Source organism: Acidovorax sp. NN32, from assembly GCF_057597245.1.
In genome coordinates this window covers 1,279,941-1,292,786 of sequence record NZ_CP199679.1, presented here as the reverse complement: position 1 = coordinate 1,292,786, position 12,846 = coordinate 1,279,941, and the positions used below count along the sequence as shown (strand labels likewise).

The window sequence follows — 12,846 nt, the reverse complement described above, 5'->3', positions numbered from 1 at the left end:
TGAATCCGCTGCCCTTCGGACCGCACGGCCATCGATGACGATTGCCCCGTGTGTCCGGCCTGGACAACCCGCCACACGAGCCCACCCCTCCTTACATTGAGCAGAACGACATGGAACTGACCCCTCGTGAGAAAGACAAGCTGCTGATCTTTACCGCCGCCCTGCTGGCCGAGCGCCGCAAGGCCCGGGGCCTGAAGCTCAACTACCCCGAGGCCATGGCCCTGATCAGCGCCGCCGTGATGGAAGGCGCCCGCGACGGCAAGACCGTGGCGCAATTGATGAGCGAGGGCCGCACCGTGCTCACCCGCGCGGACGTGATGGACGGCATCGCCGAGATGATTCCGGACATCCAGGTCGAGGCCACCTTCCCTGACGGCACCAAGCTGGTCACCGTCCATCAACCGATCGTCTGACCCCCTTTCTCTCTGTCCCTCGTTCTCTCTGTGGAGCCCCCATGCGCATCGCACTCTCACACCGCCACACAGCCGCTCTCCTTTTCATAGCTGCCAGCGCAATCAGCACGTGCGCCAACGCCCATACAGGCGCTGAATCCCACATCCACAACAGTTTCTTCAGCGGCCTTGCCCACCCCCTGTTCGGCCTGGACCACCTGGCCGCCATGGTGGCCGTGGGCCTGTGGAGCGCCCTGGCCGCACGCAGCGCCGGGCGCGAACTGCTATGGGGCCCCGTGGGCTTTGCGGCCATGCTGCTGGTGGGCGCCGTGCTGGGCCTGCGGGGCGTGGCGCTGCCTGCTGTGGAGCCGATGATTGCTGCGTCGCTGCTGGTCACAGGCCTGCTCGTCGTGTCGCGCCTGCGCGTGCCCGGACTGCTGGCGGCGCTGGGTGTGGGCGTGTTCGCAGTCTTCCACGGCGTGGCCCATGGCTACGAGTTGGCAGGCAGCGGCAGCGCCTGGCAAACATTGGCGGGCATGCTGACCGCCACCGTGCTGCTGCATGGCACGGGCCTCGCGGCGGGCTGGGCACTGCGCCACCGCCATGTGTGGCTGGCGCGCGCCGCAGGTGCGGGCGTGGCAGTGTTCGGTGGTGCGCTGCTCGCGCAAATGGCCTGACCCGTTGACCCACCAGGAGCACGCAATGATCCCAGGCGAACTCTTCACCGAACCCGGTGAACACCCGCTCAACACCGGCCGCCGCACCCTCACGCTGGTGGTACGCAACACCGGCGACCGCCCGATCCAGGTGGGCTCGCACTACCACTTTGCCGAGACCAACAACGCCCTGGGTTTTGACCGTGCCGCCGCACGCGGCATGCGGCTGAACATTGCATCCGGCACGGCCGTGCGCTTTGAGCCCGGCCAGGAGCGCACCGTAGAGCTGGTGGACTACGCGGGCGATTGCCGCGTGTACGGCTTTCAGGGCCTGGTACAGGGCGCACTGTAAAAATTCAGGTCAAAACAGCCTCTAGCGCTTTATGGATAAGCGCTGGAAGCTATTAAAAACATAGTAATCAGTTTCTCGCGGAGCACACCCATGGCAACCATTGGACGACGCGCCTACGCCGAAATGTTTGGCCCCACCGTGGGCGACCGCGTGCGCCTGGCCGACACCGAACTCATTCTCGAAGTCGAAGCCGATCACACGCTGCGCGCAGGCAGCTACGGCGAAGAGGTGAAGTTTGGCGGCGGCAAGACCATTCGCGACGGCATGGCACAAAGCCAGCGCAGCAACGCCCAGGGGGCGGTGGACACGGTGCTGACCAATGCCCTCGTTGTGGACCACACCGGCATCTTCAAGGCCGACATCGGCTTGCGCGCAGGCCGCATCGCATCCATCGGCAAAGCCGGCAACCCCGACACCCAGCCGGGCGTGGACATCATCATCGGACCCGGCACCGAGGTCATCAGCTGCGAGGGCAACATCGTCACTGCAGGCGGCATCGACAGCCACATCCACTTCATCTGCCCGCAGCAGATTGAAGAGGCCCTGGCCAGCGGCGTGACCACCATGCTGGGCGGCGGCACCGGCCCCGCCACGGGCACGCTGGCCACCACCTGCACGTCGGGCCCCTTCAACATGGAGCGCATGCTGCAGGCCGCCGACGCTTTCCCGATGAACCTGGGCTTTCTCGGCAAAGGCAACGCCAGCCTGCCCGATGCCCTGCATGAGCAGATCAACGCAGGCGCCATTGGCCTCAAGCTGCACGAAGACTGGGGCACTACGCCCGCGGCCATCAGCAACTGCCTGGACGTGGCCGAAGAAACCGACACGCAGGTGGCCATCCACAGCGACACGCTCAACGAATCGGGCTTTGTGGAGAACACCATTGCCGCCGTGGGCGGGCGCAGCATCTGTGCCTTCCACACCGAAGGCGCGGGGGGAGGACACGCACCGGACATCCTGCGCGTGGTGGGCGAGGACAACTTCCTGCCCAGCTCCACCAACCCCACCATGCCGTACACGCACAACACGCTCGACGAGCATGTGGACATGCTCATGGTGTGCCACCACCTCGATGCCAGCATTGCCGAAGACCTGGCCTTTGCCGAAAGCCGCATCCGCAAGGAGACGATTGCCGCAGAAGACATCCTGCACGACCTGGGCGCCATCAGCATGATGTCCAGCGACAGCCAGGCCATGGGCCGCGTGGGCGAAGTCATCCTGCGCACCTGGCAAACCGCGCACAAGATGAAGGTGCAGCGCGGCAGCCTGCAAGGCGACAGCGCCCGCAACGACAACACGCGCATCAAGCGCTACGTGGCCAAGTACACCATCAACCCCGCCATCGCCCACGGCATCAGCCATGAAGTGGGTTCGCTCGAAGTGGGCAAATGGGCCGACATCGTCATCTGGAAGCCCGCATTCTTCGGTGTGAAGCCCGCGCTCATCTTGAAGGGTGGCCTCATCGCCATGGCGGCGATGGGCGACCCGAATGCCTCCATCCCCACGCCCCAGCCCGTGCACTACCGGCCGATGTTTGGCGCGTTTGGCGGAGCGATTGCCAAGACCTCCCTCACCTTTGTCTCGCAGGCGGGTTTGGCGGCGGGCATCGGTGAGCGCTTCGGCCTGCGCAAAACGCTGAGCGCCGTGCGCAACATCCGGGGCGTGCGCAAACAGCACATGGTGCACAACAGCTACACCCCAAAGATGGAAATCGACGCGCAGACTTATTCGGTACGCGCTGATGGGCAGCTGCTCACTTGCGAGCCCGCCACCGTGCTGCCCATGGCGCAGCGCTACTTTTTGTTCTGAGGCCCACGTCCCATGAGCGCCGTATTGCAAGACCTGATGATCCGCCTGGACGACCTGAGCGACCCGCGCATTGAAGCCTTCATGCAAGAGCACCTGGTGGACATGCGCGCCGTTTCACCGCCTGAAAGCGTGCACGCGCTGGACATGGACCAGCTGCGCCAGCCGAACATCGCGTTCTGGTCTGCCTGGCTGACCGGAGCGGATGGCGACATGCTGGTGGGCACGGGCGCGCTCAAGCGGCTCGATGCCGGCCACGCTGAACTCAAATCCATGCGCACCAGCACCCGCCATCGCGGCCAGGGCATTGCGCGCCAGCTGCTGAACCATTTGCTGCAAGAGGCCCGCGCACGCGGCTTTGCCCGCGTGAGCCTGGAGACCGGTACGCAACCCTTCTTCGAACCCGCGCGGCAGCTCTACCTGCAGAAAGGCTTCGTCGAATGCGGCCCTTTTGCCGACTACTGCCTCGACCCTTACAGCTTCTTCATGACCCGTACGCTGTAAACAAACGCGCTGCCCAGGGTTGAGCCCCTGGCACACAATGCGCGTTTGCCCGCTGCAACAAAGAGTCTCCATGATCCAAGCCTCCAAACTGATCCCCCAAGGCAAGAGCCTTGCGCCCGTACTGGTCAAGCGCGCCACCACCATCGAGCTGGACTGGGACGTGCGCCAGAAAAGCCGCTTTGCCGCCACCGACTCTGCCGGGCGCGAGCTGGGCATCTTCCTGCCGCGCGGCACGCTGGTGCGCGGCGGTGACGTGCTGGTGGCCGAAGACGGCTCCATGGTCCGCGTCATCGCCGCACCGCAGCCCGTGCTGGTCATCACGCACTGCACACAGCACGGCACCCCCTTCGACCTGACCCGCGCCGCCTACCACTTGGGCAACCGGCACGTGCCTATCGAGCTGCAGCCCGACCACCTCAAGATCGAACCCGACCACGTGCTGGCCGACATGCTGCGCGCGATGCACCTGATCGTGACCGAGCAGAACTTGCCCTTTGAACCCGAAGGCGGGGCCTATGCGGCGGGACACGGTGGCGGGCACCACCACCATGGTGGGCATGATCACGGACATGACCATGGGCACGATCACAGCCATGATCACAGCCACGCAGCAGCAAACACCGCAGCCCCAGGCCCCGGGCGCACCGTGTCCATCCCCGTGGTGGCCCAGGGGCATGTGCACGGCCCCCACTGCAACCACGACCACTGACTCCCCGCTCCATGCGCCTGGACCGCCCCGCGCCCCTGCCCGCCGCCAGCTTCCTGCAGCTGATGTGGCTCGCCTCCCCCGCGCTGCCCGTGGGCGGGTTCTCGTATTCCGAAGGGCTGGAAAGCGCCATTGAAAACGCGGGCCTCGCCAGCGAAACCGCCGTGGGCGACTGGCTGCTAGACCAGTTGCACATCACGCAGGCGCGCGGCGACATGGCCCTCATCGCCAAAGCAGCAGGCGCCTGGCGCCGCGCCGACTGGACGCACGTGCGCGAACTCAACGACTGGGTGCTACACACCCGCGAAACCAGCGAACTGCGGCTACAGACCGAGCAGATGGGCCGGTCGATGACCGACTGGCTGCGCAACCAGCACCAGGGTGACGAAGAGACCCTGCCCGCCATCCGCCACCTGGCCGCACTGCCCCCCACGTACCCCGTGGCATTTGCACTGGCCGCCTCCACCACCCAGGCGCCCGTGCGCGATGTTCTGCTGGCCTACGCCTTCGGCTGGGCCGAAAACATGGTGCAGGCCGCCCTCAAATCCATGCAGCTGGGCCAAAGCGCAGGCCAGCGCATCCTCGCAAAACTGGCCGATGCCATACCTGCCGCCGCCGACCACGCCATAGGCCTGATGGATAGCGAGCGCCAGGCCTTCTCGCCGATGCTGGCCATCCTGAGCGCCCAGCACGAAGTGCAATATTCAAGACTTTTTCGCTCCTAGCGCTTGCGAATCCTGCGCTAGTAGCTATTGATTTGATAGTAAATTACGCCATGACCAACACACTGCACCACATCCCGAACCGCACCAAAAACCTGCCCCCCCTGCGCGTCGGCATCGGCGGCCCCGTGGGCTCCGGCAAGACCACGCTGCTGGAAATGCTGTGCAAGACCATGCGCGATGAATACGACCTCATCGCCATCACCAACGACATCTACACCAAGGAAGACCAGCGCCTGCTGACTGTGAGCGGTGCCCTGCCTGCCGAACGCATCCTGGGTGTGGAAACCGGCGGCTGCCCCCACACCGCCATCCGCGAAGACTGCTCCATCAACCTCGAAGCCATCGACCGCATGCTGGGCGAGTTCCCCAACGCCGACATCGTGTTTGTAGAAAGCGGCGGCGACAACTTGGCCGCCACCTTCAGCCCCGAGCTCTCGGACCTCACCATCTACGTGATCGACGTGGCCGCTGGCGAAAAAATCCCCCGCAAGGGCGGCCCCGGCATCACCAAGAGCGATCTGTTCATCATCAACAAGACCGACTTGGCCCCCCACGTGGGCGCCAACCTGGACGTGATGCATGCCGACACCACCCGCATGCGCACCAACGCCCAGGGCCTCAAACCGTTTGTGATGACCAATCTCAAAACCCTGGCAGGCGTGGCCGATGTGGTGAAGTTCATCGAGACCCGGGGCATGCTGAAAAAATCAGCACCCGCAGTCAGCTAGAATTCGCGCCTTCCCTCCCGGAGACTTGGGTGAGTGGTTTAAACCAGCAGTCTTGAAAACTGCCGACGGGCAACCGTCCGTGAGTTCGAATCTCACAGTCTCCGCCAAAACATCCAGCAGAACGGGCCTTCACGGCCCGTTGTGCTTTGTGCCCCACCACCCTACCCGCCGTCAGTGGCGGCCTTCGGGCAAGCCAGAAGCATGGGGCGAAATGGGTGTCAGATCTTCTGGTCGGCACACCTCCTCACTGCCGGCCAATCGGACCCACAGGCCCGTTCTTCGGATGATGACGTAGTCCACGCTGACACGTCGGCCCTTGTAGATGAATTGCGCCCCGGGCTTGTACAGAATCATTCTGGTTTTGTAATCAAAAGCGGTGGCCCCACGATGACACCCCACCTGGCTGTGAATGATGCAGCCCCCTAGCGCAACGTGCAGAGGATGGAGTCAAAGAACCCAGTATTCACCTGCTCATTCATTACAAGTCCCATGTCTTGCGGTTAGCGGTGCAGGCACTGGCAGGACGGGAAACGGGCAAAAAAAAGCCCGCTGGGTGCGGGCTGAACACTTGCTTGTGCAAGCGGGAGGGATGTCGACGGGGTATCGACGGACAAATAGTAGGCCGCCCCGTGACCGAGGTGTGTAGGACATCTTCGACTTTCTGAAGGACGTCTTCCAAGCCCGCTGACCCGGCGCGTACACGCTGGGCGGTCACGCACCATAAATCCGCACACAACCGCGCCCAGAGGCTTTCGCCAGGTACATCGCGGAATCGGCCTTGCGCAGCAGCTCTTCGGCGTTCGTGGCGTCGGCAGACGACATCACGATGCCTACAGAGGCTCCGATCTGGATGAAATGCGATTCAATTTCCGTCGGCTGGGCAATGGCCTGCACCAGGCGCTCGCCCAGCCGGAGAGCGCTGTCGGGGTCAGAGACGCCACGCTGCAGCAGAGCAAATTCGTCGCCCCCCAGCCGCGCCACCACGTCGTTTTCGCGCGCCGCCTGGGCGAGCTGCCGGGCCACCCACGCCAGCAATTGGTCGCCCACGGCATGTCCGAAGCGGTCGTTGATGGGCTTGAAGCCGTCCAGGTCCACATACAACACGGCAAAGCCCTGGTCCTGGCGCCGCGCATCGGGCACCGCCGCCTGAAGGGTTTGCAGGAAGGCCGAGCGGTTCAGCAACCCCGTGAGTCCATCGTGTTCGGCAACATGCCGTATGCGACGCTCGGCCTGTTTGCGCTGCGTCACGTCGGTGAAGGTGCGCAGCGCACCTCCATCTTTGATGGGCACGGTCTGGACCTCCAGGATGCGCCCGTCGGGCCGGGGGCGGTCATAGACCTGCTGCTGATCGACCCCGCCGTCACTGTTCAGCAGCATGTCTTGGATCTCTTGCGAGGCCCCGTCAAACTCGCCCCGTGCGCGCAGGTAGGCCAGTACATTCACCAGCGAGGGCTTGGAGGCCATCAGTTCGACGGGCAAATCCAGCAGCTCTAGCGCGCGGCGATTGCACAGCTCCACAATGCCCGTGGCGCTGATCTTGGCCACGCCCTGGTCCATGTTTTCCAACGTGGCCTCCAGCAGGATGGACTTCTCACGCAGTTGCGCCTCGCTGTCGCGGGCACTGCGCTCGGCCTGGGCAAGCCGACGTTGCTGGCGCTTGAACTCGGTGATATCCACATGTGCATAGAACACGGTCCCGTCCAAACCCTGCTTGGCGATCACGCGGCTCCAGCGGTTGCGGGGCAAGGGCACCTCAAACGGTGCGCCTGCAAACCGCATGTGTTCGTGCAGGATGGTGAGCCCCTCATAAAAGGGCGCCATGTCACCCGGCCCATCCGCAGCCCAGGCCCCCCGGTAAATGTCCTCAAAGCTCAGGCCCGTTGCAGCGGCGCGATCAACAAGGCTGTACATCTGCATGAACGGCTCGTTTACCCATTGAATGCGCTGGTCCTCCCCACAGATCATCAAGCCATCGGGAATGCGGTCAAAAAGCTCTGTGCTTTCCACCATGGGGCTGCGCGGATATCCGGGCTCGTGGATGTTGACATCGCCCACCTTCTCCAGCTTTTCCTGTTCTTGTGGACTTTGCACCGCCTCTGCACGCCAGACCCGCACGCGCCCCACCCCGGCGATCGGCAACGACGATACGTGGACCCGCAGGCCCCGGTGTTCAAAGCTGTAGGGGCGCGTCTGTGCACGGTGCCGCTCCACGCCTGCCGCAATGTAGCGGTCGATATTGGGCAACTCCTGCGCATCCAGCCGCTCGGTGTAAAAGCGCCGCAGATTCGCGTGGTAGGGCTCACCCACGTAGACATGCCCCTCATGCTCCGGGAAGAACTTGAAGAACGTACGGTTCCATGCGAGCGTGCAATCGTTTTCGTCAAACGCGCACAAGGCGACGTCCAGACCATCCAGGGTGTCGCCGAGAGAGTGGATGAGGCTGAAGATGGGATCGTCGGACATGGTGGTTCGGGGATGCACAAACTCGGTTGCCAGAAGCCCGTGCGCTCCACACTGGCCCCGGTGTTCTGCCTACCCAGTGCGGGGCGCAGACCACCAACAGTCCATTGTGCGGACAGGGCCTTACGGCAAACCATCGCCGGGCACCCTTCGTGCAAGGGAGGCGCACTGCCTGTCGCATTCAGTCAACATTTTCTTGACCCTCATCAAGTCATCCAACCAGCTGGAGGGACAACCGCCCTCCCCCCGTGTTACGCGTGGACACCCGCGCTCACAGGGCTTCCGGTATGGTGAGGGTCTTGTTTTCTGGAGCCTCACCCATGACGAAAATCCCTTTTGGCATCTCTGGCAGCCTGGTGGTTGCGGCGCTGATGACGGGTTGCGCCAGCCAAGGCCAGCCCCCTGCCCCCTCTGGCAGCCCTGCGCCGGCAGAGCCCGCGCCAGGCGGCCTGTGCAACGCCCAGCCGGCCCAGTCGGCGGTGGGGCAGAACAGCACGGCATCGGTGGTGGAGTTGGCCCGGGTGCGGTCGGGCGCACAAATGGCCCGCGTCTTGCGACCCGGCCAGGTCATCACCAAGGAATTCAATGCCCAGCGGCTCAATCTGGAGGTGGATGCCAACGGCCGCATTGTGGCGGTGCGCTGCGGCTAACCTCACGGAGGACGCTGCGCTGCACGCAGCGCCAAACGCAGACAGGCACTGCGGCGCCACGGCATCGGCGGTAGCGCCGGTCAGTCCGCCAGGAACAGCTCCTGCAGGTCGCTCAGAAAATCAAAGCCCCGCTCTGTCGGGCGCACATTGGTCAGGTCGCGCTCGATCAAACCTTTGCTCTCCGCCGCCCTCAACCCCTTGGCGATGGTGGTCAGCGGCAAACCCGTGCGATCCATGAAATCCTGCAGCGCAAAACCACCGCGCAGGCGCAGGGCGTTGAGCATGTATTCAAACGGAAGTTCGGCCCGGCGCACGTCTTCATCCTGCGCCACAGCCCTGCCGGCCAGGGCGTTGTCCATGTAGCGGCCTGGGTCGCGAAAGCGCACCTGGCGCACCACGCGGTGCGCAAAACTGAGTTTGCTGTGTGCGCCCGCGCCAATGCCCAGGTAATCGCCAAACTGCCAGTAGTTGGTGTTGTGGAAACACTGGTGGCCGGGCTGCGCGTAGGCCGATATTTCGTAGCGCGCCATGCCCACCTGGCCCGTCATCTCGGTGATGCGGTCGAGCATGGCGTAGGCCTGGTCGTCCTCGGGGATGGCCGGCGGAAACTTGGCGAAGTAGGTGTTGGGCTCGATGGTGAGGTGGTAGATGGAGATGTGCGGCGGTTTGAAGGCCAATGCCGTCAACATGTCCTGCTCCAGCTCTTGCGGCGTCTGGCCTGGCAGCGCGTACATGATGTCGAGGTTGTAGGTGTCAAACGACGCGGCGGCCTCCTCCACCGCCGCCAAGGCCTGGCTGCGGTCATGCACGCGGCCCAGGGCCTTGAGGTGCTGGTCGTTGAAGCTTTGCACCCCCACCGACAGCCGCGTGACGCCCGCCGCCCGGAAGGCGCGGAAGCGGTCTTTCTCGAACGTGCCGGGGTTGGCCTCCAAGGTGATCTCGCAGTCGGGCGCAAGGAGCAGGCGGGCGCGGATGTCGCCAATCAGCCGGTCAATGGCGGCTGGTGAAAACAGGCTGGGCGTGCCCCCACCGATAAAGATGCTGTGCACCGTGCGGCCCCAGATGAGCGGCAGCGCGGCCTCCAGGTCGGCCATCAGCGCGTCGATGTAGCGCTGCTCGGGCACCCCTGCATTGCCCGCCGCATCGCTGCCACCTTCGCGGTACTCATGCGAGTTGAAGTCGCAGTACGGGCATTTCTTGAGGCACCACGGCAGGTGCACATACAGCGACAACGGTGGCAGGCTGGGCAGCTGCAGCAGGCCGGGGCGCATGTAGTGCTGGATGTCGCGCACCACGGCGGGTTCGGCCTCAGCCTGCGGCGTGATCGGGATGTGGGCCACGTTCTTGTCGTCCCTTCTACAGCCAGCGTTCGCGCATCAGCGCCAGCATCTGCGCGGCCGAGCGGCCCCGGTGGCTGTGGGCGTTCTTCACTTCCACAGGCAGCTCGGCAAAGGTCTTGCCGAATTCGGGGATAAACATCACGGGGTCGAAACCAAATCCGTTGCTGCCCCGGGGTTCGGTGGTGATCTCGCCCACCACCCGGCCCACAGCAATCAGCGGCTCAGGGTCTTGCGGGCTGCGCACGGCAACCAGGGTGCTGACCATGGCGGCGCGGCGGTTGGCGACGCCCTGCAGCTGCTCCAGCAGGGCGCGCACATTGTTGTCGTCGCTTTTCTCGTAGCCAAACTGGGTGCAGTAGTAGGCGGTATCGACGCCCGGCAGGCCGCCAAAGGCATCCACACACATACCGGCGTCATCCGCCAAGGCGGGCAGGCCGGTGTGGGCCGAGGCAAAGCGGGCTTTGGCCAAGGCATTCTCCACAAAGGTGCGAAATGGCTCTTCGGCCTCACCCACGCCCAAGTCGGCCTGGCGAACCAGCTCGACCCCGAGTGGCGCGAACATGGACTGCAGCTCGGCCAGCTTGCCACGGTTGTTGGATGCAAGAACGATTTTCATGATTCAAATTGGCATCTAGCGCTTATCCAGCAAGCGCAAGCAGCTATCAATTAGTGAGTATCAGCGGGTTAGGGGGTTTGCAGCAGCGCCCGCTGCTGCAACTGCACCAGCTCTGCGATGCCTTTTTCGGCCAGCGCGAGCAGCTGGTCCATCTCCGCCCGGGTAAACGCCACGCCTTCGGCCGTGCCCTGCACTTCCACAAAGTGGCCTGCGCCCGTCATCACCACGTTCATGTCCGTGTCGCAGTCCACGTCCTCCACATATTCAAGATCCAGCAGCGGCGTGCCCTGCACGATGCCGACCGAGATGGCCGCCACCGGCTGGAGCAGCGGCGACTGCGTGATCTTGCCGCTGGCCAGCAGCTGGTTGACCGCATCCTGCGCGGCCACCCAGGCGCCGGTGATGGCCGCGGTACGGGTACCGCCATCGGCCTGGATCACGTCGCAATCGAGCTGGATGGTGCGCTCGCCCAGCAGCTTGAGGTCAAACACGGCCCGCAGGCTGCGGCCGATGAGGCGCTGGATCTCTTGCGTGCGGCCGGTTTGTTTGCCCCGCGCGGCCTCGCGGTCACTGCGGGTGTGGGTGGCGCGGGGCAACATGCCGTATTCGGCCGTGACCCAACCCTCGCCGCTGCCGCGCTTGTGGGGCGGCACGCGCTCTTCCACCGAAGCGGTGCAGAGCACTTTGGTGTTGCCGAACTCGATCAGCACCGAGCCCTCGGCATGCATGGTGTAGTGGCGGGTGATGCGCACAGGGCGCAGCTGGTGGGCGGCTCGGTCGCCGGTGCGGGTGAAGGTGGTCATAAAATTTTCAGTAGAAAAACGGGCGTGCCTCATGCATGACCAAAGGCTCGCCCGAAACGCGCGGCCAAGGCCACCGACCGCCGCGCAAGGGCCGCCCAGGCTGCGTAGCTGCGTCTCCCTTGCGTGCACTGGCAGTGTCCCTTTTCCCGAATCGCACAGCGATTCGAGAGAAGGTGGAAGGCGCGCAGCGACTCAGGGGGGTATCATGCTTTCCGTGCGGCCGAGCGGCGAATGGCTTCGTTGATTTCGGCGATGGACCGCTCGATGGCGGCATCGTCCAGGTCATCCACCAGGCCATCGAGTGGCCCTGCCTGGATAGTGGACGCAAACACGTCGTCGCTGATGCTGTCGGTCGAGACGCCCTGGGTGGATTCGAAGGCGTCGGGCGTCTCCCACTCCAGAGCTATAACGGTCACGTTGTCGCTGCTGTCCCCCGCCTTGCGCAGTGCGTCTTCCACCAGCTCGGGCACAGCATGCGACACGGTGTTGCGGCCGAGTTGGGTGGAAATCTCCTCGTCGCTGAGGGTGCCCCACAGCCCATCCGAACACAGCAAAATGCGGTCGCCCTGCTCCAGGTAAACCGGGCCGGTGATGTCATAGATGGGCTTGGTGGGCGAGCCCAGGCAGGTGAACAGCACGTTGCGGTTGATGCGCTCCAGGCCCGGCGGTGGGGAGTTGCGCAGCTCCATGTAGGAATGGTCGCGGGTGCGTGTGAGCAAATCACCGTCGCGCACCATGTACAGCCGCGAATCGCCACAATGCACCCAAGTGGCCGTGCCGCCCTGCAAAACCGCTGCCACCAGCGTGGTGCGCGGCGTGTCGAGCATGCCCTTGTCGGTGGCGTAGCGCAGGATCTGGTGGTGCGCCGCCAGCAGCGCGCCCGACAGAAACTCCTGCACATCCTTGAGCTGCGGCTTGGCTTGGCGCTGGAACAAAGCCGAGATGGTCTGCAGTGCAATCTGTGCAGCCACTTCGCCTTCCGGGTGGCCACCCATGCCGTCGGCCAACACAAACAGGCCCGATTCGCGCGTGTAGCAATAGCCCATGCGGTCTTCGTTCTTCTCGCGGCCACCACGGCGGCTGATCTGGAAAACCGAGAATTTCATAG

Annotated in this window: 14 protein-coding genes and 1 tRNA gene; 10 read left to right on the top strand and 5 right to left on the bottom strand. The window is 64.3% G+C overall.

The annotated features are described in order from the left end of the window. Positions 1–110 precede the first annotated feature (110 nt). The 9 genes from ACT89O_RS06035 to ACT89O_RS05995 all read left to right on the top strand — a co-directional run bounded on the left by ACT89O_RS06035 (position 111) and on the right by ACT89O_RS05995 (position 5,976). A complete protein-coding gene (locus tag ACT89O_RS06035; RefSeq protein ID WP_055399013.1) occupies positions 111–413 on the top strand; it encodes an urease subunit gamma in 303 nt (100 codons plus the stop codon). A gap of 41 nt (positions 414–454) precedes the next feature. Then, positions 455–1,069 (top strand): HupE/UreJ family protein, encoded by a 615-nt coding sequence (locus tag ACT89O_RS06030; protein ID WP_121507377.1) that lies wholly within the window; start codon positions 455–457, stop codon positions 1,067–1,069. A gap of 25 nt (positions 1,070–1,094) precedes the next feature. Next, positions 1,095–1,400, top strand: a complete 306-nt coding sequence (locus ACT89O_RS06025) for an urease subunit beta (RefSeq protein WP_121507378.1) — start codon at positions 1,095–1,097, stop codon at positions 1,398–1,400. Between the two features lie 90 nt (positions 1,401–1,490). Further along, complete coding sequence (gene ureC / locus ACT89O_RS06020) at positions 1,491–3,209, top strand: urease subunit alpha (RefSeq protein WP_487262082.1); 1,719 nt, start codon at positions 1,491–1,493, stop codon at positions 3,207–3,209. Positions 3,210–3,221: 12 nt separating this feature from the next. After that, positions 3,222–3,710, top strand: a complete 489-nt coding sequence (locus ACT89O_RS06015; RefSeq protein ID WP_055399020.1) for a GNAT family N-acetyltransferase — start codon at positions 3,222–3,224, stop codon at positions 3,708–3,710. A gap of 70 nt (positions 3,711–3,780) precedes the next feature. Then, complete coding sequence (gene ureE / locus ACT89O_RS06010; RefSeq protein WP_487262081.1) at positions 3,781–4,419, top strand: urease accessory protein UreE; 639 nt, start codon at positions 3,781–3,783, stop codon at positions 4,417–4,419. Between the two features lie 11 nt (positions 4,420–4,430). Further along, entirely contained in the window at positions 4,431–5,141 is a 711-nt protein-coding gene (locus tag ACT89O_RS06005; protein WP_487262080.1) for an urease accessory protein UreF, read from the top strand. A gap of 50 nt (positions 5,142–5,191) precedes the next feature. After that, positions 5,192–5,869 (top strand): urease accessory protein UreG, encoded by a 678-nt coding sequence (gene ureG, locus ACT89O_RS06000; protein ID WP_228898687.1) that lies wholly within the window; start codon positions 5,192–5,194, stop codon positions 5,867–5,869. Positions 5,870–5,888: 19 nt separating this feature from the next. Beyond that, positions 5,889–5,976: transfer RNA gene (locus ACT89O_RS05995), tRNA-Ser, on the top strand. A 604-nt stretch (positions 5,977–6,580) separates the two neighbouring features. Here the strand turns inward: ACT89O_RS05995 and ACT89O_RS05990 are convergent. After that, on the bottom strand, positions 6,581–8,332 hold the full coding sequence (locus ACT89O_RS05990) for a diguanylate cyclase domain-containing protein (RefSeq protein ID WP_487262079.1): 1,752 nt from the start codon (positions 8,330–8,332) through the stop codon (positions 6,581–6,583). A 317-nt stretch (positions 8,333–8,649) separates the two neighbouring features. On the opposite strand from ACT89O_RS05990, the gene ACT89O_RS05985 reads away from it, so the two are divergent. Further along, positions 8,650–8,979 (top strand): I78 family peptidase inhibitor, encoded by a 330-nt coding sequence (locus tag ACT89O_RS05985; RefSeq protein WP_121422511.1) that lies wholly within the window; start codon positions 8,650–8,652, stop codon positions 8,977–8,979. 80 nt (positions 8,980–9,059) lie between these two features. Here ACT89O_RS05985 and hemW read toward each other — a convergent pair whose 3' ends face one another. The 4 genes from hemW to ACT89O_RS05965 form a co-directional block, all read right to left on the bottom strand. Next, positions 9,060–10,319: a radical SAM family heme chaperone HemW gene (gene hemW / locus ACT89O_RS05980; RefSeq protein ID WP_121422510.1), complete on the bottom strand. Its 1,260-nt coding sequence runs from the start codon at positions 10,317–10,319 to the stop codon at positions 9,060–9,062. A gap of 16 nt (positions 10,320–10,335) precedes the next feature. Then, entirely contained in the window at positions 10,336–10,935 is a 600-nt protein-coding gene (rdgB, locus tag ACT89O_RS05975; RefSeq protein WP_182118292.1) for an RdgB/HAM1 family non-canonical purine NTP pyrophosphatase, read from the bottom strand. Between the two features lie 68 nt (positions 10,936–11,003). Then, positions 11,004–11,738, bottom strand: a complete 735-nt coding sequence (gene rph, locus ACT89O_RS05970; RefSeq protein WP_487262078.1) for a ribonuclease PH — start codon at positions 11,736–11,738, stop codon at positions 11,004–11,006. Positions 11,739–11,941: 203 nt separating this feature from the next. After that, positions 11,942–12,844 carry a PP2C family protein-serine/threonine phosphatase gene (locus tag ACT89O_RS05965; RefSeq protein WP_431152021.1) on the bottom strand — a complete coding sequence of 301 codons (903 nt, stop codon included), beginning with the start codon at positions 12,842–12,844 and terminating at the stop codon, positions 11,942–11,944. Positions 12,845–12,846: the final 2 nt, after the last annotated feature.